17 protein-coding genes are annotated in these 21,759 nt (G+C 73.2%); 7 read left to right on the forward strand and 10 right to left on the reverse strand.

What is annotated here, in order from left to right:
• Window positions 1–20 precede the first annotated feature (20 nt).
• The 5 genes from OCU29_RS18570 to OCU29_RS18590 all read right to left on the reverse strand — a co-directional run bounded on the left by OCU29_RS18570 (window position 21) and on the right by OCU29_RS18590 (window position 8,379).
• Complete coding sequence (locus OCU29_RS18570) at window positions 21–1,451, reverse strand: ABC transporter substrate-binding protein (protein WP_261821090.1); 1,431 nt, start codon at window positions 1,449–1,451, stop codon at window positions 21–23.
• Between the two features lie 105 nt (window positions 1,452–1,556).
• Window positions 1,557–2,033: a type II toxin-antitoxin system PemK/MazF family toxin gene (locus OCU29_RS18575; protein WP_261821091.1), complete on the reverse strand. Its 477-nt coding sequence runs from the start codon at window positions 2,031–2,033 to the stop codon at window positions 1,557–1,559.
• A gap of 165 nt (window positions 2,034–2,198) precedes the next feature.
• Window positions 2,199–2,816: a hypothetical protein gene (locus OCU29_RS18580; protein ID WP_179614168.1), complete on the reverse strand. Its 618-nt coding sequence runs from the start codon at window positions 2,814–2,816 to the stop codon at window positions 2,199–2,201.
• A gap of 24 nt (window positions 2,817–2,840) precedes the next feature.
• Complete coding sequence (hrpA, locus tag OCU29_RS18585; RefSeq protein ID WP_261821092.1) at window positions 2,841–6,743, reverse strand: ATP-dependent RNA helicase HrpA; 3,903 nt, start codon at window positions 6,741–6,743, stop codon at window positions 2,841–2,843.
• Window positions 6,744–6,822: 79 nt separating this feature from the next.
• Window positions 6,823–8,379, reverse strand: a complete 1,557-nt coding sequence (locus tag OCU29_RS18590) for a hypothetical protein (RefSeq protein ID WP_261821093.1) — start codon at window positions 8,377–8,379, stop codon at window positions 6,823–6,825.
• Between the two features lie 245 nt (window positions 8,380–8,624).
• Between OCU29_RS18590 and rocD the strand changes: the two genes are divergently transcribed.
• A complete protein-coding gene (rocD, locus tag OCU29_RS18595) occupies window positions 8,625–9,851 on the forward strand; it encodes an ornithine--oxo-acid transaminase (RefSeq protein ID WP_179614171.1) in 1,227 nt (408 codons plus the stop codon).
• A 230-nt stretch (window positions 9,852–10,081) separates the two neighbouring features.
• Here rocD and OCU29_RS18600 read toward each other — a convergent pair whose 3' ends face one another.
• Window positions 10,082–10,693, reverse strand: a complete 612-nt coding sequence (locus OCU29_RS18600) for a TetR/AcrR family transcriptional regulator (RefSeq protein ID WP_258017081.1) — start codon at window positions 10,691–10,693, stop codon at window positions 10,082–10,084.
• Window positions 10,694–10,742: 49 nt separating this feature from the next.
• On the opposite strand from OCU29_RS18600, the gene OCU29_RS18605 reads away from it, so the two are divergent.
• From OCU29_RS18605 to OCU29_RS18615, 3 genes are read left to right on the forward strand one after another with little or no spacing between them, the layout of a single operon-like run.
• A complete protein-coding gene (locus tag OCU29_RS18605) occupies window positions 10,743–12,311 on the forward strand; it encodes an NAD(P)/FAD-dependent oxidoreductase (RefSeq protein WP_261821094.1) in 1,569 nt (522 codons plus the stop codon).
• Complete coding sequence (locus OCU29_RS18610) at window positions 12,308–13,150, forward strand: SDR family oxidoreductase (RefSeq protein ID WP_261821095.1); 843 nt, start codon at window positions 12,308–12,310, stop codon at window positions 13,148–13,150. Before OCU29_RS18605 ends, OCU29_RS18610 begins: the two co-directional genes overlap by 4 nt.
• A 45-nt stretch (window positions 13,151–13,195) precedes the next feature.
• On the forward strand, window positions 13,196–13,741 hold the full coding sequence (locus OCU29_RS18615) for a DUF402 domain-containing protein (protein WP_261821096.1): 546 nt from the start codon (window positions 13,196–13,198) through the stop codon (window positions 13,739–13,741).
• Here the strand turns inward: OCU29_RS18615 and OCU29_RS18620 are convergent.
• The 3 genes from OCU29_RS18620 to OCU29_RS18630 all read right to left on the reverse strand — a co-directional run bounded on the left by OCU29_RS18620 (window position 13,738) and on the right by OCU29_RS18630 (window position 16,777).
• Window positions 13,738–15,135, reverse strand: a complete 1,398-nt coding sequence (locus tag OCU29_RS18620) for a threonine/serine exporter ThrE family protein (RefSeq protein ID WP_261821097.1) — start codon at window positions 15,133–15,135, stop codon at window positions 13,738–13,740. The two genes, OCU29_RS18615 and OCU29_RS18620, sit on opposite strands and share 4 nt — an antisense overlap.
• 74 nt (window positions 15,136–15,209) lie before the next feature.
• A complete protein-coding gene (locus tag OCU29_RS18625; protein ID WP_179614177.1) occupies window positions 15,210–16,322 on the reverse strand; it encodes an aromatic acid exporter family protein in 1,113 nt (370 codons plus the stop codon).
• A gap of 50 nt (window positions 16,323–16,372) precedes the next feature.
• Complete coding sequence (locus OCU29_RS18630) at window positions 16,373–16,777, reverse strand: hypothetical protein (RefSeq protein WP_261821098.1); 405 nt, start codon at window positions 16,775–16,777, stop codon at window positions 16,373–16,375.
• 396 nt (window positions 16,778–17,173) lie between these two features.
• On the opposite strand from OCU29_RS18630, the gene OCU29_RS18635 reads away from it, so the two are divergent.
• A complete protein-coding gene (locus tag OCU29_RS18635; protein ID WP_261821099.1) occupies window positions 17,174–18,571 on the forward strand; it encodes a wax ester/triacylglycerol synthase family O-acyltransferase in 1,398 nt (465 codons plus the stop codon).
• Window positions 18,572–18,577: 6 nt separating this feature from the next.
• On the opposite strand, the gene OCU29_RS18640 is transcribed toward OCU29_RS18635, so the two are convergent.
• On the reverse strand, window positions 18,578–19,750 hold the full coding sequence (locus OCU29_RS18640; RefSeq protein ID WP_261821100.1) for a site-specific DNA-methyltransferase: 1,173 nt from the start codon (window positions 19,748–19,750) through the stop codon (window positions 18,578–18,580).
• Window positions 19,751–19,813: 63 nt separating this feature from the next.
• Here OCU29_RS18640 and OCU29_RS18645 point away from each other — a divergent pair, with 63 nt between their 5' ends.
• The gene (locus OCU29_RS18645) at window positions 19,814–20,710 is read left to right on the forward strand and encodes a matrixin family metalloprotease (protein ID WP_261821101.1); all 897 of its coding nucleotides are present in this window, start codon (window positions 19,814–19,816) and stop codon (window positions 20,708–20,710) included.
• A 150-nt stretch (window positions 20,711–20,860) separates the two neighbouring features.
• The coding region (locus tag OCU29_RS18650) for a 13E12 repeat family protein (protein ID WP_261821102.1) at window positions 20,861–21,759 on the forward strand (899 nt) is incomplete at its 3' end.

The following is a 21,759-nucleotide window of genomic DNA, read 5'->3' on the forward strand; positions in this document are numbered from 1 at the left end:
GCGGTGTGGAAGGTCAGGGACTAACCCTCCCCGTCGGTCTCCCCGGAGTCCTCAGGACTCTCGGCGTCCTCCGACTCCTGGAGCTCCTCGAGCTCCTGCTGGAGCCCCTCGGGGTCGAGGACCTCGCGGGAGAGCTGGTCGATCTCCGCGGTGGCGGTCTCGAGGTCCAGCACGCCGGGGGCGGTCACCAGCTCGGCGATCGGACCGTCGACCAGGCTCTGCAGGGGCGTCCAGGTGTCGAGCAGCGGCGGCACCCGCATCGAGCGCACCGAGTAGGTGAACAGGTCGGCGCGGTCGGGCTGGAGCGCGGGCTGGGTGAAGTCCTCGGTCAGCGCGACCTGCTGGTTGGCCGGCACCAGGTAGCCGGTGCGGGTCAGCTCGCTGACGACCTCGTCGGAGATCATGTGGACCAGCAGGTCGGCGGACTCGTTGACCGACTCGGTGGCCGGGTTGAGGCACAGCCCGGTCAGGTCGCCGATCGTGGCCGCGGAGTCGAGGGTCGGCATCGGCAGCACGTCGAACTCCAGGCCCTCGACGTCGCGCAGCTCGGGCACCAGGTCTCGGTAGCCGGCGATCATGCCGAGCCTGCCGCGCTCGAACCACTCCAGCGGCGTGGCCTTGTCGAGCTGCTCCTCGCTGAGGGTCAGGTTCGGTCGCCGCAGCAGCTCGAGGGTCCGCTCGAGCGCCTCGCGCGACTCGTCGCTCGAGAGCGCCAGCGAGGAGGGCATGTCGGCGTCGTCGAAGATCTCGCCGCCGCCGGAGTAGATGAAGGGCGCCAGCCCGCGCAGCGACGGCTCGATGTAGACGCCCTTGCTGCGCTTGCGCGGCTTGGTGGCGAACTCGGCCGCGGCGCGGAACTCGTCGAAGGTGAAGCGGTTCGAGTCGGGCGAGGGCACGTCGAGCTCGAGCTCCGACATCCGCTCCAGGTCGACGAGGTCGGTGTTGCGGTAGATCACCATCGGCGAGACGCCGAAGGGCATGCACTGCAGCCGGGTGTCGGCGGAGAACGCCTCGAGCGCGTCGCGGGAGTAGCCGTCGCCGAACTCGACCGAGCGCTCGTCGAGCAGCTCGTCGACGGGCATCGCGAAGCCCTCCTCGCGCAGGAAGGTCAGGTCGCGCCGCGAGGCCAGGTAGACGTCGGGGCTGGCCTCGCCGGCGCGCAGCGCGTCGTCGAGCGCGTCGCGGTCGGGCCAGGACTCGATGGTCACCGTGCTGGTCGTGGAGGCCTCGTTGTAGTCCTCGACGACCTTCTGGTAGCCGGCGACCTCCTCCTTCTTGCCCCACACGCCGAGGGTCAGCTCGACCTTGGCCTGGGGTGCGGTCACCGGGTCGGGACCCGGCAGCGGCTCGTTGCCGGCGTCGCTGTCGCACGCGGTCGCCACCAGCCCGAGGCCCAGCAGCGCCACGACCGTGGCCACACCCCGCCGGGCATGCCTGCGCTTGCTCTCCACTGCCACCTCGTCCGTCGGGGATCTGCCGCGCCACCCTATCCAGCACGACCCAGTCCGCGGACCGGGTGCGCGGTCACGATCGCGCAACGTGAGCCGACTCTCGTCTCACCCCAGGCGGTGGAAGCGGCGGGCCTCCGCCACGACGGCCTCGAAGATCGAGCGCTCCAGCGCCGCGCCCTCGCGCCGTACGTCGGCGGGGTCGAGGCGCAGCAGCCGGTCCAGGCGCACCTCGCTGGGTCGCCGCTCGCGGTCCCAGGCCCCCGAGCCGACGTCCATCCAGTGCCGGCCCCAGCGCGCCTCGTCGGCGGCGTCGCGGTCGTGGTCCTGGCTGGTGAGCATCAGCCCGTAGACGTGGGCGCGGTCGGCGGCGACCAGCAGCACGGGGCGGTCCTTGCCCTGCGAGGCGTCCTCCTCGTAGGGCACCCAGGCCCACACGACCTCGCCGGGGTCGGGGCGCCCGTCGCGGTTCGGCGCGTAGGTGACGCGCGGGGCGCGGCGCAGCCGCGGGACGGGACCCTTGGCCCGCGGACCGCCGGTCGAGGCACCACGGGTGCGGGAGAAGGCCTTGGGCAGGAAGCTCATGAGGCCTGTGATGGTACGCCGGACCGGGAGCGCCTCACGGCGCGTGGCCGCTCGTAGCGGCTTATTGTGGGACCCGGGGCTGCCGCGGCCCGGCGCACCGTGGTCAAGCATAAGGGCTGTGGCGCGTGGCTCAAGTCGACCGCGGGCAGCGCCCTCCGGCAGGGCTCAGGCCAGGCGCCCGGCGAGCTCGGCGTGACCGGCGGCCTCGAGCTGCTCGGCGACCGCGAGCATGCGGCGTACGTCGTCGTGGGCGGTCTCGGCGCGCGCCGCGCGGCCGGCGCTGACGACCCGCGCGAAGGCCGCGCCGCGGAACAGGACGTCGGCGAAGTCACCCTCGGCGATGCCGCGCAGCACCTCGTCGACCATCGCCTTGAGCTCGTCGGGGCCTGGCGGCTCGGCCACCCCGGCCAGCACCCGGGCGACCGGGGCGCGCGTGCGCCCGTCCTCGAACTCGCCCGCGGCGCGCACCGGCTCGGCGTGCACCCACGAGCGCAGCAGGTAGAGCCGCCACAGGCAGCCGGCCAGCGAGTCGGCGGGCGAGCCGGCCCACACCTCGGCGACCGCCTCGATGCCCTCGGTGTCGGCGAGGTGCAGCAGCCGCTCGGCCACCGCCTCGTCGCCGCTCTCGCGGGCCCCGCGCACCAGCAGCTGCGCGGCGCGGTCGGCGGCCTCGGTGACCAGGGCGGGGTCGACCCCGCCCTCGACCTCGTCGAAGAACTTCGCGGTGGCCGGGACCGGTCGGTGGTGCGGTCGGCCGCGCGGGGAGGGCGTGGAGCTGCTCACCGGCCCCACGCTACGCCCGGCGCCTCAGCCGAGGACCTTGCGGATGCGCTGGTCGGAGACGGGCCCGTCGGTGCCGAGCTGCTGGGCCCACAGCGAGACGCGGTACTCCTCCAGCATCCAGCGCACGGTGCGCAGCGCCTCGCCGGGCGGCCGCCCCTCGGGCAGGGCCGCCAGGCGGTGCAGGTAGGACTCCTGCAGCTCGGCGACGGCGTCCATCAGGCGACGGTCCTGCCCGACCGCGAGGTGCCCGCCGTCGAGCTTCTCGCGGCGGACCAGCAGGGCGGCGAGGTAGGTCGGGTAGCGCCGCAGCCGTGACGGCCCGGCCTGGGCGACGAAGCCGCGGTGCACCAGCCGCTCGAGCTGGGCCCGCATGTCGGTCAGCGCGGGCAGCACCATCATCTCGGCGCGGCCCGACAGCGCCTTCTCGGCGCGACGCCACGCCTCCAGCACCCGCACCACGTCGGCCAGGACGCCCCGCAGCCGCGCCTCGAGGTCGGCGCCCACCACCCCCAGCAGCGCGTCGTACGCCGCCCGGGTGCGCACCGCGGGGCGCGTGTCGACCGCCTCCTGCACGACCGCGGCGCGGCAGTCCTCGAGCAGCTCGGCCACCGAGGGGTAGGGCGAGCCGGCGAGGCCGAGCTTCTGGGCGTTGTCGAGGCCGTCGAGGACGCGCTTGACCGAGGCGTCGCCGCCCCGGTCGAGGTCGAGCAGCAGCAGCCGGCGAACGCCCAGGCGGTGCCGGGCGTCGCGCTCGTCCTCGGAGCCGGCGACCTGCAGGCCGACGGTGGCGCCCTCGTCGACCAGGCCGGGGTAGGCGGTCACCTCGTGGCCGGCGCGCTTCTGGGTGAAGGAGGCCTCCAGGTCGCCGAAGACCCACGTGGTCTCGCCGGTGCGCGCCAGGCCCGAGTCGGAGGCGACGTCGGCCAGCGCCTGGGTGAACTGCCCGCGCAGCGGCGCCTTGAGCGCCTCGAGGTCCTTGCCGCGAGCCTGCTCGCGCCCGCGGTCGTCGACGACGCGGTAGGTGGGGCGCAGGTGCTCGGGCACCTTGGTCCAGTCCCAGGCCTCGCGGGGCACCACGACCCCGCCGGTGGCGCGGCACCAGCGCTCGAGGGCGTCGAGCAGCGGCTCCTCCCCCGGCGGCGTGGACCGCAGGAACTCGCGGGCCTTGTCGGGGGCGGGCACGAAGCTGACCCGCAGGTTCTTGGGCAGGCTGCGGATCAGGCTGGTCACCAGCTCCTCGCGCAGGCCCGGCACGTTCCAGGAGAAGTCGTCGGCGGCGACCCGGTTGAGGGTCGCGACCGGCACGTCGATGGTCAGCCCGTCGTCGGCGGCGCCCGGCTCGAAGTGGTAGGCGATCGAGAAGGTCAGCCCCTCGCCCTCCCACTGCTCGGGGTAGTCGTCCTCGCGCACCTCCTCGGCGGTGTCGTGGGTCAGCATCGAGGGGTCGAAGTCGAGCAGCCGGCCGTCGCGCTGGCGCTCCTTCTTCCACCACTGGTCGAAGTGCGCGCCGCTGACCACGTCGGGGCCCACGCGGGCGTCGTAGAAGTCGAAGAGGGTCTCCTCGTCGACGACGATGTCGCGGCGCCGGGCCCGGTGCTCGAGCTCGGCGGCCTCCTCGAGCCGCTGGCGGTTGCGCTCGAGGAACTTCTGCTGGGTGCGCCACTCGCCCTGCACCAGGGCGTGGCGGATGAACAGCTCGCGCGCGACCTCGCGGTCGACCTTGCCGTAGGAGACGAGCCGGTCGGCGACCAACGGGACGCCGTACAGGGTGGCGCGCTCGTAGGCCATCACGGCGGCGCGCTTGGTGCTCCAGTGCGGCTCCGAGAAGGTGCGCTTGACCAGGTCACCGCCCAGGCGCTCGGCCCAGGCGGGGTCGATGGCCGCGACCTGGCGCGCCCACAGCCGGCTGGTCTCGACGAGCTCGCCGGCCATCACGTAGGCCGGGTTCTTCCTCGACAACCCGCTGCCGGGGAAGATCGCGAAGCGGGCGCCGCGGGCGCCCTGGTACTCGCGCATCGGGCGCCGCCCCTTGGGCTTGGCCCCCGGCGCCGGCTTGTCACGCTCCTCGAGCACGCCGATCTGCGACAGCAGCCCCGAGAGCAGCGACTGGTGGATGCCGTCGGCGTCGTACGCCGCCCCACCGGCCGAGCCGGTGCGTCCCAGGTCGAGGCCCATCTCCTTGCAGACCTGGCGCAGCTGGGACTCGAAGTCCTGCCACTCGCGCACCCGCAGGTAGTTGAGGAACTCCCGCTTGCACATGCGGCGGAAGGCGCTCGAGCTGAGCTCCTTCTGCTGCTCCTTGACGTAGCGCCACAGGTTCAACCAGGTGAGGAAGTCGGACTCCTCGGCGTTGAAGCGGGCGTGCTGCTGGTCGGCCTGGGCGCGCTGCTCGGCGGGCCGCTCGCGCGGGTCCTGCAGGCTCAGCGCCGCGGTGATGACCAGCACCTCGCGCAGGCAGCCGAGGCCCTCGGCCTCGAGCACCATCCGGCCCAGGCGCGGGTCGAGGGGCATCCGGGCCAGCCGCTGGCCCAGACGGGTCAGCCGGGGGCCCTTGTCGCCGCCGACCTGCAAGGCGCCGAGCTCCTCGAGCAGCTGCACGCCGGAGGCGACGTTGCGGCGGTCGGGCGGCTCGACGAAGGGGAAGCCGGCGACGTCGCCGAGGCCCAGGCTGGTCATCTGCAGGATGACGCTGGCCAGGTTGGTGCGCAGGATCTCGGGGTCGGTGAACTCGGGGCGGGCCTCGAAGTCCTCCTCGGAGTAGAGCCGGACCGCGATGCCGGCCGCGACCCGGCCGCAGCGCCCGGAGCGCTGGTTGGCCGAGGCCTGGCTGATCGGCTCGACCGGCAGCCGCTGCACCTTGGTGCGCGCGGAGTAGCGCGAGATGCGCGCGACGCCGGTGTCGACGACGTACCGGATGCCGGGCACGGTCAGGGAGGTCTCGGCGACGTTGGTGGCCAGCACGATGCGGCGACCGGTGTGGGAGGAGAAGACGCGGTGCTGCTCGGCGGCCGAGAGCCGCGAGTAGAGCGGCACCACCTCGGTGCCGCCGCCGCGGGTGGAGGTGGTCAGCTCGGCCAGGGCGTCGGCGGTGTCGCGGATCTCGCGCTCGCCGGGCAGGAAGACCAGCACGTCACCGGGGCCCTCGGCGCTGAGCTCGCGCACCGCGTCGACGATCGCCTCGGTCTGGTCGCGCTGGACCGGCTCGCCGTCCTCGTCGTCCTCGCCGAGGTCCAGGAGCGGGCGGTAGCGGACCTCGACGGGGTAGGTGCGACCGGAGACCTCCACGACCGGGGCGGGGTTGCCGTCGCGGTCGGCGAAGTGGGTGGCGAAGCGCTCGACGTCGATGGTCGCGGAGGTGATGACCAGCTTGAGGTCGGGGCGGCGCGGCAGCAGCCGCTTGAGGTAGCCGAGCAGGAAGTCGATGTTGAGCGAGCGCTCGTGGGCCTCGTCGATGATGATCGTGTCGTACTTCCACAGCATCCGGTCGCGCTGCAGCTCGGCGAGCAGGATGCCGTCGGTCATCAGCTTGACCCGCGTGGCGCGCGAGGTGCGGTCGTTGTAGCGCACCTGGTAGCCGACCACCGACTCCTCGCCCAGCGGCTGGCCGAGCTCGTCGCCGATCCGCTCGGCCACCGAGCGCGCCGCGATCCGGCGGGGCTGGGTGTGCCCGATCAGCCCGCCGCGCCGTCGGGTCCTCCCGTCGCGCGCGGTGTGCTCGGTGGAGCGCCCGCGGCCCAGCTCGAGGCAGATCTTCGGCAGCTGGGTGGTCTTGCCCGACCCGGTCTCGCCCGCGACCACGACGACCTGGTGGTCGCGGATCGCCTCTGCGATGTCCTCGCGGCGCTGGGTGACCGGCAGCTCGGGCGGGTAGGAGATCTCGAGCGGGCTGCTGGTCGGCTCGGGTGCCGTCGTACCTGCCGCGTCCATGACCAGCCGATCCTCTCAAACACCCCCACACCCCGCCGACTCGGCCGGTTCGCACCGGCCGGGTCGGCGTGGGTCGGGCTCAGTCGGTGGGGACGTCCTTGAGGACGCTGCGGAAGCCGCGCAGCCGGTACTCGTCGACGTCGTAGCGGCTGCCCTCGCTCAGGCCGACGTTCCAGATGACGTAGGGCCGCGCGGTCTCACGGTCGTGCACCAGGTCGTCATGGACCTTGTCGAGTCGCCACTGCCGGTAGCGGCGACCCAGCTGGGTGCGCTCGACGAGACGGCCCTTGGGGTCCACGAGGTGGACGACCAGGTACGCCTGCGCCTTGTTGCGGTGCCGCTTGGACCGGCCGCCGGTGACGCTCAGCTGGAAGTTCTTGTAACGACCGTCGACGGTGTGCGGCAGGTAGACGCCGTTGGACGTGACGACGTGCGCCTGCGCCGGCTTGTCGCAGCGCAGCGCCGAGAAGAAGCCGACCGAACCCGGGCTCCGGCGCGAGGAGGGACTCTTCAAGCGGGAGCACCGGCCCACGTTGCGGTCGAGCTCCACGTCCGTAGGCCGCAGCCTCATGACGAACTTGCGTTGCCTGACGCGCTGGGCCACGACGGCGACGGTGGTCTGCGCGGGGGCGCTCCGGTTGCCGGCCTCGTCGACCACGTCGGCGTGCACCACGTAGTCCCCGGTCGGCAGGGTCTGGCCGAAGGAGGACTCGCCCCGCCAGCTGGCGCGCCACACGCCCTCGTCCCCACGCCGGTCGAGCTGGCCCCTCTGGACGACCTCACCGGTGGCGCTCCGTATGGAGTAGGACCCACTCGCCGTGTCGGGCGACGCCAACGCCTTGATCGCGACGTTGTCGCGGTACTGGTCCCGAGGCGGGTAGACGTCGTCGCGGGAGGTCTCGAGCGACTCGATGACCGGGGCGGTCCGGTCGACGACCACGGTGCCGCTCAGCTCGCCCTCGAGCTCGCCGAAGGTCGGTGTGCTGCTCGTGAGGCGGGCGCGGAGCTCGTACGTCGCCTCCGGCACCTCAGGCGGTACCTGCACGCTGAAACGCAGCGTCGGTGCCGGTATTGCGAACCCCGTCGAGTACCCGGTCTTGCCCGACGCGACCGGCGCGGTCGCCGGGGCAGCCGAGTCGGCGGGGACGAGGTCCCAGGCGACGTTGCCGGTGCCGCTCGGCGCCCCTCGCTCGAGGACGCCCGTGACGACGGCCGGCTCCGCGTTGGCGCGCACCGTGCCACCCCAGGACGAGTGCAGGGCGCGCAGGACGGTGAAGCGCTTCGAGCGCACGAGTTCCTTGCACTTCTCCGCCACACACCCCGACACCACGATGGTCCCGATGCCGTCGACCGGCAGGGCGACGACGGTCGATCCCTCGGGTGCCAACGTTGTCCGATGACCCTTCCAGGCCGCCCGCAGGCTGTCGTAGTCGCTCGCACCTACCTCGACCACGTACTCGTCGAGCGTCGGGTTGATCCCCCTGATGTCGGGGAACGTGACTGAGGCAGTTCTGGCCTCGCGGGGCGCTGCCTCCCCCCGGGTCTCCTCGGCGGAGACGGGGGCCGTGACCCCCAGCAGCAGGGCGAGCAGGAGCAGGGCGGAGAGCACGGAGGCGTGCGCGCGCGGGAGGAGCATGGAGCGGTCCAGACGGTCGGGCGGAGCGGCACCAGACCGCGTGTCGGGCGGCAGGTTACGTGGCTCACGGGCCGCGACGACAACTCGCCCCGAGCGCGCGGCGGCGCACCGCCGCCGTACGATCACGCGCGATCTTGGATTTCGGGGCGCGATCTGGTCCTCTGGGAGTCGTAGACCCGCACGATCTCCCACGACCTGCACGCCGACGCCGTGCCGGCCACCTTCGTCCCAGCAGGAGGAACGCCATGACGGCATCCGCGACCGAGTCCCGCTCCAGCAGCGAGCTCTTCCAGCGCTCCGAGGCCCGCACGGCCCGCAACTACAAGCCGCTGCCGGTCGTGGTCGAGCACGCCGAGGGCGCCTGGATGACCGACGTCGAGGGCACGCGCTTCCTCGACCTGCTCGCGGGCTACTCCGCGCTCAACTTCGGCCACAGCCACCCCGAGCTGCTGCGCGTCGCGCACGAGCAGCTGGACCGCCTCACGCTGACCAGCCGCGCCTTCGTGCACGACCAGTTCGCCGACTTCTGCGCCGAGCTCGGCGACCTGTGCGGCAAGGAGCTGGTGCTGCCGATGAACACCGGCGCCGAGGCCGTCGAGACCGCCATCAAGGTGATGCGCAAGTGGGGCTACGAGGTCAAGGGCGTGACCCCCGGCCAGGCCAAGATCATCGTCGCCTCGGGCAACTTCCACGGCCGCACCACCACCATCGTCGGCTTCTCCGACGACCCCGACGCCCGCGACGGCTTCGGCCCCTACGCGCCCGGCTTCGAGATGGTGCCGTACGGCGACATCGCGGCCGTCGAGGCGGCCATCGACGAGAACACCGTCGGCGTGCTGATGGAGCCGATCCAGGGCGAGGGCGGCGTCGTGCTGCCCCCCGACGGCTTCCTGCGCGACCTGCGCGAGCTGTGCACCCGCACCGACGTGCTGATGGCGATGGACGAGATCCAGGCCGGCCTCGGCCGCACCGGCAAGACCTTCGCCTCCGACCACGAGGACGTCGTCCCCGACCTCTACGTGCTCGGCAAGGCCCTCGGCGGCGGCATCGTGCCGGTCTCGGCCGTGGTCGCCGACCGCGACGTGCTCGGCGTGCTGCGCCCCGGCCAGCACGGCTCCACCTTCGGCGGCAACCCGCTGGCCTGCGCCGTGGGCCTGGCCGTGGTGCGGATGCTCGCCACCGGCGAGCACCAGGCCCGCGCCGCCGAGCTCGGCACCATCCTGCGCGAGCGCCTCGAGGCCCTCGTGGGCCACGGCGTGCTCGCGGTGCGGGTGCGCGGGCTGTGGGCCGGCATCGACATCGACCCCGCCGTCGGCACCGGCCGCGAGGTCTGCGAGGCCCTGATGGCGCGTGGCGTGCTCGCCAAGGACACCCACGGCTCGACGATCCGCCTGGCCCCGCCGCTGGTGATCTCCGCCGAGGACCTCGCCTGGGGCCTGGACCAGCTCGCCGAGGTCGTCCGCGGCGCCTGAGCGGGCGTTTCCCGGTCCACGGTCGGTCGTGCTCACGGGTCAGCGGTGATCCAGCAACCGTTCGTCGGCCGCATCTGGTTGCTGACGCACCGCTCACCCGGCCGGACGTCCCCGAGCGGTGCGCTCGTGCCGACGATCGGGCGCCACGCTCGTCCGTGGATCAGGGAGAGTGTGGAGTCCTGGATCAACCTGGTTCATCCGAGACTCCACACTCTCGACCGTACGTCCGGCTACTGCTCCTCGGGCAGCAGACCGGCCAGCGCCGGCAGCGAGCCCGCGACCAGCTCGAGCAGCTGGTCGCGGGTGATCCCGTCGGGGGTCACCTTCCAGCGCAGCACGACCTCCTCGACCATCGACGCCCAGCCGCGCAGGAGCAGCCGGGCCGCCGGGGTGTCGGGCACGAGGTTGCCGTGGGGGTCCTCGTCGAAGATCCGGTCGGTCAGCGCGCGCCGCGCGTCGTCGTAGATCGCGCGCATGGTCTCGTTGCCGCTCGCGGCGCCGCGCACCAGCGAGAGGTAGCCCTCGTAGTTGGCGTCCACGTAGTCGACGTACGCCGTCACCGAGACCAGCAGCCGGTGCACCGGGTCGCCCTCGACCGGCGGGGCCGTCTGGCTGATCAGGTCGTCGGCGGCGCGGCGCACCACGGCCTCGTGGAAGGCCTGCTTGTTGCCGAAGTAGTGGTAGAGCAGGCCGCGGGAGATGCCGGCCTCCTCGGCGAGCAGGTCGATGCTGAGCTCGTCGACCGAGCGGGTGGCCAGCAGGCGCACACCGAGGTCGAGCAGCTGCGATCGGCGCTGCTCGGGGCTCAGCCGGGTGCGGGGTGCGGGTGTGCCGGTGCTCACGGCCGACAGTCTATTGACACTCATTCAATAACGCCAATACCGTGCACACATGTCCACCACCGCTCCCTCCCGCACGCGGACCGTCGACCACCTGGTCGTCGGCGCCGGCTTCGCCGGCCTCTGCGCCGCCATCAAGCTCGCCGAGGACGGCGAGCACGACCTCGTGGTCGTCGAGAAGGGTGACGACGTCGGCGGCACCTGGCGCGACAACAGCTACCCCGGCGCCGCCTGCGACGTGCCGAGCCAGCTCTACTCCTTCTCCTTCGCCCCCAACCCCGACTGGTCGATGTCCTTCTCGCCGCAGCCGGAGATCCAGGCCTACCTGCAGCGGGTGGCGCGCGAGTCGGGCGTGCTCGACCGCGTCGAGCTGCGCACCGCCTTCCTCGACGCCGCCTGGGACGAGGCGGCCCAGCGCTGGAGCGTGACCACCGAGGGCCCCGACGGGCGGACCCGGTGGACCTCGCGCACCCTGCTGATGGGCGCCGGCAGCCTCTCCGAGCCGCGGCTGCCCGAGATCGAGGGCATCGACGACTTCGCCGGCGAGGTCTTCCACTCCGCCCGCTGGGACCACTCGGTCGACCTGCGCGGCAAGCGCGTCGCCGTCATCGGCACCGGCGCCTCGGCCATCCAGATCGTGCCCGAGCTCCAGGAGGTCGTCGACCACCTCGACCTCTACCAGCGCACCGCGCCCTACGTGCTGCCCCGCCACGACCGCCGCTACTCGGCCCTGGAGAAGGCGGCCCTGCGCCACGTCCCCGGCCTGCAGCGCGCCTACCGCTCGGCGATCTACTGGGGCCGCGAGACCTACGTGCCGGCCTTCACCGTCGACGCCCGGATCGCACTGCCGGCCAAGAAGGCCGCGCTGGCCAACCTGCGCAAGGCGGTGGCCGACCCGGCGCTGCGCGAGCGGCTCACGCCGACCTTCGAGCTGGGCTGCAAACGGGTGCTGATCTCCAACCGCTACTACCCCGCCGTGGCCGCCGACAACGTCGAGCTGGTCACCGACCCGATCGCCCGGGTGAGCGCGACGGGCATCGTCACCGCCGACGGCACCGAGCGCCCGGTCGACGTGCTGGTGGTGGCCACCGGCTTCACCGCCACCGACCTGCCCTTCGCCCACCACACCACCGGGCGCACCCGTCGTACGCTCGCCGAGCGGTGGGCCGAGACGGGGATGGCGGCCTACAAGGGCACCACGGTGCCGGAGTTCCCCAACCTGTTCATGCTGGTGGGCCCCAACACCGGGCTCGGGCACTCGAGCATGGTCTTCATGATCGAGTCGCAGGTCGCCTACGTGCGCGACGCGGTCGCCACCCTGCGCCGCGACCGCTACGCCAGCCTCGAGCCCACCGAGCGGGCCACCGCCGAGTTCAACGAGGACCTGCAGCGACGGATGCGGCGCACCGTGTGGAGCACCGGCGGCTGCTCGAGCTGGTACCTCGACGAGCACGGCCGCAACACCACGCTGTGGCCGCGCACCACCTTCACCTTCCGCCGGCTCCTGTCGCGCTTCGACGTGGCGGCCTACGCCGTCACCGCCGAGCCCGGCTCCCCCGGCTCACCCCGGCCGTCCGGCCACCCAGGCAGCACCCCCGACCGAGAGGCAGTGACCGCATGAAGAACCTCCGCGACAAGGTCGTCGTGATCACCGGAGCAGCATCGGGCATCGGGCGCGCGCTCGCGCTCGACCTGGCCGGCAAGGGGGCGCTGCTGGCCCTCAGCGACGTCGACGAGGCCGGCCTGGCCGGCACCGTCGAGCTGGCCCGCGCGGCCGGCGCCCGCGAGGTCCGCGGCGACCGTCTCGACGTGGCCGACCGGGCCGCCTTCGAAGCCTACGCCGAGGCGGTGGCCGCGCACTTCGGGCGCGTCAACGTCGTGGTCAACAACGCCGGCGTCGCGCTGGCCGGCGACCTGCTCGACCTCGAGTACGACGACATCGACTGGATCATCGGCATCAACTTCTGGGGTGTCGTGCACGGCACCAAGGCGTTCCTGCCCCACCTCATCGCCTCCGGCGAGGGCCACGTCGTCAACATCTCCTCGCTCTTCGGGCTGATCTCGATGCCCGGCCAGAGCATGTACAACGCGACGAAGTACGCCGTGCGCGGCATGACCGAGGCGCTGCGCGAGGAGATGCTCGTCGCCGGCCACCCGGTCGGCGTCACCGCCGTGCACCCCGGCGGCATCAAGACCGCGATCGCCCGCAACGCCCGGGTCTCGGCCCGCGAGGACAAGTCGAAGACCGCCGAGCTCTTCGACAAGAAGCTCGCCCGGATGACGCCGGAGCGGGCAGCCGAGATCATCGTGCGCGGCATCACCCGCAACCAGGCCCGGGCGCTGGTCGGCATCGACGCCCACGCCCTGCACCACCTGGCCAAGATCACCGGCTCGCGCTACCAGGACATCATCGCCAGGGGCGCCAAGAAGGTGCTGCCGCAGGACACGACGGTCGTCTGAGCCGGCACGTCCGACCACGCCCGGCGCGCGGCTAGGGTCGGGCAGGTGAGCCTGCCCGACCCCCGCCCGGTCCGCGTCGAGATGAGCAAGTGGGGCGACCGCCCGCACTGGTCCTTCGACGGCCTGCTGCTCGGCGAGGACGAGTGGGGCGACTGGATCGGCGTGCCCGCCGGCGTGCTGCACCAGCGCCCCGGCGCCCGCTTCCACTCCGAGGTCGACACCGTGACCCTCGCCCCGCGCGAGGGCTGGTACGCCGCCACCTTCCACGCGCCCGGCATCTGGGCCTCGGTCTACGTCGACCTGGCCACGCCGCCGGTCTGGGACGGCGACGTGCTGCGCGCGGTCGACCTCGACCTCGACGTCGTGCGCACCGCCGACGGACGCGTCTACGTCGACGACGAGGACGAGTTCGAGGAGCACCGGGTCGCGTTCGGCTACCCCGACGACGTCCAGGCGGCCGCGCGCGAGTGGTGCGCGAGCGTGCACCGCCAGGTACGCAGCGGCGCGACGCCGTACGACGGGCACGCCGAGCGCTGGCTGCGGCGGCTGGCCGCGACGGCCGGGGCCGCACAGGGCGCCGAGGGGCGCTAGGACCCCGCGCCGCTCGACTCGCCCGACTCGCCCGCCTCGCGCGCCTCCTGCGCGGCCTCCGCGCGCTTGCGGCGGCGACGACGGGTGCTGCTCATGACGTGCACCGGGCCGACCAGGCGCGGACCGGCCAGGCGCGCCTCGACGCGCTGGGCCTCGCGCTTGAGCGGCTGGGCGACGTACTCGCCGAGGATCACGCCGCTGGCCAGCGCGATCGCCACCGAGATCGCGGCGACCATCGCCAGCAGGCCCGGCGAGGTCGCGCTGCCGCCCTCGCTGAGCAGCGTCAGGCCGCGGTAGATCGACAGGCCCGGCAGCATCGGCACGATCGCCGGGACCACCACGACCAGGGGCGGCACGCGCATGCGGCCGGAGACGGTGAAGCTGACCAGGCCCACGAAGAGCGCCGCGATGGCCACCGACCAGGCGCGGCCGACCTCGGCCAGCTCGATGACGCGGCTGATGGAGATGGCGGTGGCGGCGACCAGCGCGATCGGCAGCAGGATGCGGCGCGGGGCGTAGGTGGAGTAGGCGAACGCGGAGGCCGCGACCGCCGAGCCGAGGGCCAGCATGCCGACGGTCTGCAGGTTGGCCACGCCCGGCTCCAGCTGGGGGATCCGCACGCCCAGCGAGCTGGCCACGCTCAGGCCACCGGTCACCCCGGCGATGATGCCCGCGGTGGCCAGGAACGCCTCGAGCAGGCGCGCCGAGGCGGTGACGTAGAACCCGGTCAGGGCGTCCTGGAGGGCGCCCATGAATCCGATCCCGGCCAGCAGCATGATGATGTTGGCGGTCACGACCAGCGAGACGTTGACCGAGAGCGGCGTGGCGCCGACCCCCAGGGCCAGCAGCGTGGCCACTCCCCCGCCGACGACCTGCTGGTAGAACGACGGCATCCGGCGCCGCTGCATGCGGTCCTGGACCTTGTCGATGATGATCGCCGAGAGCATCGCCAGACCGATCACCAGCGGACCGCCGCCCAGTTGGATCGCGACGCCGCCGCACATCAGCCCCCAGCCGCCGGTGACCGCCCACCGCTTGCGGTCGTGGCCGGTGGAGACGATCTGGGCCAGCTCGCTGCGGGCCTCGTGCACGTCGACCACCCCGTCGAGGATGCGGCGCACGAGGTGGTCGACCTGGGTCAGGTGGTCGTAGTCGATCGCCCGGCGCGAGACCTGCCGGGCCGAGCCCAGCGCCGGCTCCTCCGGGTTGGCCTGGTAGGACATCGCCAGCGAGGTGAAGGTGATGTCCACGTCGGCGTTGCGCATGCCCAGCTCGCGCGCGACGCCCTGCATCGTGGCCGTGACGTCGGCCGCGCCGGCGCCGGAGGAGAGCAGGACCTCCCCGACCCGCAGGCACAGGTCGATGGTGAGGTTCGCCTCGCGTGCTTCGAGCATGCTGCGATGGTGGCAGGTCGGGGCACGCGACTCGAATCCCTCGCCGAGTGGGTTCGCTCACGTCGCGCCCGCGTCTAGCGCGGCGGGGGCGGGAGGGTGTCGGTGGCCTCGAGCTGGCCCATCCCGGTGAGCATCAGCAGGTCGACCACGATGGAGCGGAGCTGGGCCAGCACCACGTCGCCGGTCATCTCGCTCGAGCGCTCCACGCGCCCCGAGTCGAGCCCGACCCGCACCAGGAACGAGCGGGCCGCGACCGGCACCCGGTCGGTGGCCAGCTCGGCCGCCACGACGTCGACGGCGTGGGCGAGGTCGCGGGCCAGCTCGGCGTACGCCGTCGGGACGGGGCGGCGGTGGTACGCCGCGACCGCCACCTGGCGCATCAGCACGCGGGTGCTGCGGATCGCCCGGTCCAGCGGCGCCACGACGTCGACCATCCGCCGGATCTCGGGGCGGTGGCGCACCCGGAACGGCGAGGAGGCGACCACCGCCATCCCCTCGTCGGCCGCCGCCTTCAGCTCCCGCAGCAGCGGGTCGGTGGAGCGGGCGTCGGCGAGCAGCTCGAGCCCGTGCTCGGCGTCGCCGTCGACGATCACCTCCGCGGCCCCGCGCAGCAGGTCGGCCTGCTTGCGCAGCACCACCGCCGCCTGCTCGCGGGGGCGCCGCAGCGGCGCGGCCGGCACCACCGTCGCGGCCAGCAGCGCCACCGCTCCGCCGACCAGCGCGTCGCTCCAGCGGGTGAGCGAGGCGCCGGTGCCGGGCAGCAGGCCGACCACGAAGACCGACTGGATCGCGGCCTGGTTGACCAGCAGGGTGCCCCCGTCGAGCAGCACCGCGACCGTCATGGCGAGCCCGACGATCAGGCCCAGCTGCCACCAGCCCGCGCCGACCGCGGCCACCAGCAGGTCGGCCATCAGGACGCCGAGCGCGACGCCCACGGTGACCTCCGCGACCCGGCGCAGCCGCTGGCCGTAGGAGGTGCCCAGGCACACGACCGCGGCGATCGGGGCGAAGACCGGGACCGGGTGGTCGAGCAGCTCGGAGGCCACCAGCCACGCCAGCGCCGCCGCGACCGCGCACTGGGCGATGTGCCAGCGCTTGGTCTTCCACCGGGCCACCCGGCCGCGGTAGGACGACCGGCCGCGCGCCAGCCCCCGGTTCCAGATCGCGTCAATCGGGGGCGCCGCCATGGCTCGATCCTGCCACCGCGGCCGCGCGGCCGGGACGCCGCGCGCCGCTCTCAGCCGGCGCGGCGGGCGTACTTGATCGCCTGCTTGAGGTCCGCGAGGTCGCGGTACCAGGTCTTGACCTCCTTGCGGCAGCGCACCCGGCCGATCTTCTTGGGGTACTCCTGGCACTCGGCCATCGCCTCGCTCATCGTGGGCGGGAACTGGGTCGACCCGTCGTAGTGCTGGATGCTGAAGCCGCCGTCGGCGTTGCCGGTCACCCTCACGATCGTGTCGGGCGCGGGTGCCTTGGTGTCGGGCGCCGCGCCGCTGACCTGCGCGGCGCCGACCACCAGCCCCGTGGCCGCGGCACCGGTGCCGAGGGCCACCAGGAGGCGCCGCCCGGCCCCGGCACGCGGGCCGGGGCGGGCGGGACGGCGGGCGGGGCTGGTCTGGTGGTGCGGCGCGGAGGTGCTCATGTCTGGCTCCCGAGGGGTCCGGCACCGGCGGTTCCGGTGCTCGTCGGGAACGCTAGGAACCGGGCACCGGCGCCGCCCGGGCCCGCGGCGGCCCTGGGGACGGACGGGCGCGGTGGCCGCCCTGTGGACGGTCCGCGGCCCACCCGCCGAGCCGGCGCCACTTCCCCCGCGACCCGTCGCTACTTCCTCCACGAGCCGTCGCCAGCTCCCCCGCCACCCGGCGTACCAGGGGAACTGGCGACGGCTCGGCGCGGAAGTCACGACGGCTCGCGGACCCGTGGAGGACTCGTGGGGTGTCGACCCGTCACTTCTCCGCCCGGCGTACGTTCTCCTTGTGGTCCCCGTCACGCCGCGGGGAGCACGACGCCGTACGGCGCCCCCAGCGAAAGGCACACCGTGGTCTCACCGATCGACCCCACCGCCACCGGCTTCCTGCTGGCCGAGAACCGCAACATGCCGATGCACGTGGGCGGTCTGCAGCTCTTCGAGAAGCCCGAGGGCGCCGGCCCGGAGTACATCCGCGAGATGTACGAGGCGATGCGCGACGTCGACGAGATCGCACCGCTGTTCCTCAAGCACCCGTACCGCTCGGTGCGCACCGCCGGCCAGCTGGTCTGGAAGCCCGACCTGCAGTTCGACGCCCAGCACCACGTGCGGCACAGCGCGCTGCCCGCCCCGGGCCGCTACCGCGAGCTCTTCGAGCTCTGCTCACGGCTGCACTCGACCCGGCTGGCGTGGGAGCGGCCGCTGTGGGAGGCCCACGTCATCGAGGGGCTCGAGGACGGACGCGTCGCGCTCTACACCAAGACCCACCACGCGCTGGTCGACGGCGTCTCGGCGATGCGGCTGCTGCAGAGCGTGCTGACGACCGACCCCGACCGGCGCGGCATGCCGGCCCCGTGGGCGGCCGGTCCCCCGCGGGCCCGCTCGGGCGGCGACGGGCCCTCGCTGCCGGAGATCCCCGTGCAGGCCCTGCGCAGCGCCCTGGCGCTGACCGCCGAGGCGGCCGGGCTGCCGGGCGCGCTGGTGCGCACCCTGCACAAGGGGGTGCGCAACGAGACCTCGGCGGTCTCCTTCCACGCCCCGCGCACGATCTTCAACCAGAGCATCACCGGTGCGCGCCGCTTCGCGGCCGAGGACTGGCCCATCGACCGGCTGCGCGGCATCGGCAAGGCCACCGGCACCACCCTCAACGACGTGGTGATGGCGATGTGCAGCGGCGCGATCCGCGCCTACCTGCTCGAGCTCGACGCGCTGCCAGACGCGCCGCTGGTCGCGATGGTGCCGGTGGGCCTCAACGCCAAGCAGTCCCACATCGCCTCCGCCGAGGGCGGCAACGCCGTCGGCGCGGTGATGGTGCAGCTGGCCACCGACCTCGCCGACCCCGCCGACCGCCTGCGCGCCATCCACGACTCGATGCAGGCCGGCAAGGAGGCGCTGTCGTCGATGACCCAGGTGCAGATCCTGGCGATGAGCGCCCTGGGCCAGGCCCCGATGATCCTCGCGCCGCTGCTGCGGATGCAGGGCATCGTGCGACCGCCGTACAACCTGATCATCAGCAACGTGCCGGGGCCGCGCACCGCGCACTACTGGAACGGGGCGCGGCTGGTCGGCACCTACCCGCTCTCGATCCCGATCAACGGGATGGCGCTCAACATCACCTGCACCTCCTACGACGGCCGGATCGCCTTCGGGCTCACCGGCTGCCGGCGCACGGTGCCGCACCTGCAGCGGCTGCTGGTGCACCTCGAGGACGAGGTCGCGGCGCTCGAGAAGGCCGCCGGGGTCGGCTGAGAGGGGTCAGTCGAGGACGATCTCGACGAGGCCACCGCCGTGGCGCTCGGCCACGGCGCGCAACCGGGCCCGGGTGATGTCGGCGACCGTGGCCAGGCCCGCGGCGTGCGCGTTGGAGCCGGGCCGGGTCGGCTCGGCCCGGTTGACGCTGAGGCAGGTGCGGGTCCCGCCGTCCTCCTCGTTGAGCAGCGCGACCGCGTGGCCGGTCGTGCCGCTGCCGGCGAAGAAGTCGAGCACCGCCACGTCGTCGGGCATGGTCTGCAGGACGCGGCGCAGCAGCCCGGTGGGCTTCGGTGACTCGAAGACGTGGCCGACGAGGTCCTTGAGCTCGGCGACCGCAGTGTCGGTCGAGCCGACCTCCTCGGCGAGCCAGATCGTCGTCAGCTTCTTGCGCCGCCCCGGGTGCAGCCAGTCGCGCTGGAAGACATCGACCCGCTCGCCGGCCCGGCCGCGCACGGTGCGGCAGACCAGGTCGTCGCCGCGCTCGTCGATCAGCGGGCGGCTCCAGCGCCAGACGGCCGGGCGGCCGTCGCCGAAGACCGGGCTGACCTCGACGGCGCCGTCGAAGGGGGCCGTGGCCACCGCACCGGTGACGGGGTCGCCCCACACGCTGAAGTGCAGGGTGCGCGCGGTGAGCGGGTTGAACTTCTTGTTGGTGTTGCGCAGCGGCAGCTCGCGGTAGCGCCGCCCGCTCGGCTCGTGCAGCAGCGCGAAGTCACGCTCGTCGACCGTGTCGGCGCTCGTGGCGACCAGCGCGCACCGGCCGGGGTCGCGGGCGTAGACGAGCAGGTACTCGTGGCTGGTCGCGAAGCCGCGCCCCAGCTGGCGGCCCTTGGGGTTGAGGTTGACCACCACCTGCGCGACGAACCCCGCCTCGCCGAAGACCTCGTCGAGCAGCAGCCGCAGGTGGGCGGCCTCGTGGTCGTCGATGCTGACGAAGATCGCCGCCCGCGGCGACATCACCGACCTGGCCAGCTCCAGGCGCGGGCGCATCATCGCCACCCACGCGGCGTGGCGCGACCCGCCGGCCTCGCCGCGGATGTCGTCGCTGTAGGCGAAGTCGTTGCCGGTGTTGTACGGCGGGTCGATGTAGACCAGGTCGAAGAGCTGCCGGCGCGCCGCCAGGTCGGTGAGCACGTCGAGGTTGTCGCCCTCGACGACGGTGTTCCAGGTGCCCACCAGCCGACCCTAGCCGCCCGCCCTCGTCGTACGCCGTCACCAGCGGTCGGGGACCATGGAGCCATGGGGTTCTGGCAACGGCGCGCGCAGGCACGCGCGCAGCGACGCTGGGTGCGCGACATGGAGCGCCGCCTGGCCGAGCTCGACGCCCTCGACCCCTCGGCCCTCGACGACCACACGGGCCCGACGCACGGCGAGCTCTACCGCGCCGCGCGGCCCGACCGCCCTCGGCGCTCGCACGGCCCGGTGCTGCCCGGGCTGATGGTCGCCGCAGTGCTCGCCGGGCTGGTCGTCGCCCGCGACCCCGGCGCCACCGGCACCCGGGTGCGTGAGCTGCTGGGCAGCAGCGAGCGGATCGGCGAGATCGTCGGCATCACCGACGGTGACGGCGAGTACGCCTTCGTGCGCACCCAGCGCGGCAGCGACGTGCCCGTCACCTGGTCGCCCTGCTCGGAGATCCCCTACGTCGTCAACCCCGATGGCGCCCCGGACGAATGGGAGGAGCTGGTCGAGGAGTCCGTCGAGACGATCGAGGAGGCCTCCGGCTTCGTCTTCGACGACCGCGGCCTGACCGACGACCGCGACTTCGACCGGCGCTCGGTGTCGGCCGGCGCCGCCAGCCCCGTGCTGATCGGGTGGGCCGACGACCAGGAGGTCCCCGCCCTCGAGGGCGAGGTCGCCGGGCTCGGCGGCAGCGCCTGGGAGACCCGCCAGGTCGGCCCCGAACGCTTCATCACCGGCATGGTCGCCCTCGACACCGACACCTTCGACCGGCTCGCGGGCCAGCGGGGTGGCGAGCAGGCGATGCGGGCGATCCTGGTCCACGAGCTGGGCCACGTGCTCGGCCTGGCCCACGTCGACGACGACACCCAGCTCATGTACGGCGGCAACCTGGTGCGCACCGACCTCGGCGACGGCGACCTCGAGGGGCTCGCCCGCCTGGGCGCCGTCGACTGCTGACCCGGCCGAGCAGTCACTTTCGAACCCTCGACCGGTCAGTTTGGAACCCTCGACCGGTCACTTCCGCACCGTCGAAAAAGTTTTCGATCTGCCTGTGGAAAACGGGGTTTGACCTGGTGCTTTGTCGGTGGCGGCTGAGATACTTCACTCATGTCGACCACCGCCGCGCACCCCGTCGGGAGTGCTGTCGCGCGGGTGCGCTCGGTGCTGAGCGAGGTCGCCGGTACGCCGTTGTGGTCGATGAGCCAGAGCGAGGCCGCGGAGGCGCTGGCGGAGGTCGCGCGGGTGGAGGCCATGTTGGTCGAGGTGCGCTCGGGGTTGCTGACCCATGCCGAGACCGTCGGGGTGCAGGAGCGCAACGCCTCGCCGTCGTTGGCGGTGTGGCACTCCTACGTCACCAGATCGACCAAGCGGGAGTCGTTCCGCCAGGTACGCCTCGCCGAAGGGCTCGCCCGACACGTGCTGGTGCGCGAAGCGCTCGGGTCTGGGGACCTGGTCGCGGAGCAGGCCTCGGTGATCTGTACGTCGCTGGACGCGCTGCCCGACGACCTCGACCCGGCGGTCCTCCGAGATGCCACCGAGACTCTGGTGGCGTTCGGCAAGGTGCACGACGCGAAGGCGCTGCGGGTGCTCGGGCGTCGCATCCTCGACGTCGTCGCACCCGAGGTCGGTGAGGCCTGGGAGGCCGAGCTGCTCGACCGCGAGGAGCGCGAGGCCGAGAAGTCGTCGGTGTTCCGGATGCGTGAGGACGGCCACGGTCGCATCAGGGGGTCCTTCACGGTGCCGCTGCTCGTGGGTCAGATGCTCGAGAAGGCCCTGATGGCGTTCGCCGCCCCCAAGCACCAGATCGCTCAGGGTGTGGCACCGGAGCCGGTACGCCGTCCCACCGCGCGGCGGCTGGGCGATGCGTTCGTCGAGCTCATCGAACGACTCGACCCCAAGCGACTTCCCCGCGCCGGCGGAGTCAACGCCACCGTGGTCGTCACCATGACCCTCGCCTCGCTGCAGGGTGGGCTGGCGGCGGCTGCGCTCGACACCGGCGGCCGGAT

The sequence above is a fragment of the Nocardioides sp. OK12 genome (genome assembly GCF_024341885.1).
Lineage (GTDB): Bacteria > Actinomycetota > Actinomycetes > Propionibacteriales > Nocardioidaceae > Nocardioides > Nocardioides marinisabuli.

Coding starts and splice junctions, on each gene's coding strand:
- OCU29_RS18625 (WP_179614177.1), bottom strand. CDS start 16,322: ATGGCGGCGCCCCCGATTGACGCGATCTGGAACCGGGGGCTGGCGCGC.
- rocD (WP_179614171.1), top strand. CDS start 8,625: ATGACGGCATCCGCGACCGAGTCCCGCTCCAGCAGCGAGCTCTTCCAG.
- OCU29_RS18610 (WP_261821095.1), top strand. CDS start 12,308: ATGAAGAACCTCCGCGACAAGGTCGTCGTGATCACCGGAGCAGCATCG.
- OCU29_RS18645 (WP_261821101.1), top strand. CDS start 19,814: ATGGGGTTCTGGCAACGGCGCGCGCAGGCACGCGCGCAGCGACGCTGG.
- OCU29_RS18605 (WP_261821094.1), top strand. CDS start 10,743: ATGTCCACCACCGCTCCCTCCCGCACGCGGACCGTCGACCACCTGGTC.
- OCU29_RS18620 (WP_261821097.1), bottom strand. CDS start 15,135: ATGCTCGAAGCACGCGAGGCGAACCTCACCATCGACCTGTGCCTGCGG.
- OCU29_RS18590 (WP_261821093.1), bottom strand. CDS start 8,379: ATGCTCCTCCCGCGCGCGCACGCCTCCGTGCTCTCCGCCCTGCTCCTG.
- OCU29_RS18575 (WP_261821091.1), bottom strand. CDS start 2,033: ATGAGCTTCCTGCCCAAGGCCTTCTCCCGCACCCGTGGTGCCTCGACC.
- OCU29_RS18630 (WP_261821098.1), bottom strand. CDS start 16,777: ATGAGCACCTCCGCGCCGCACCACCAGACCAGCCCCGCCCGCCGTCCC.
- hrpA (WP_261821092.1), bottom strand. CDS start 6,743: ATGGACGCGGCAGGTACGACGGCACCCGAGCCGACCAGCAGCCCGCTC.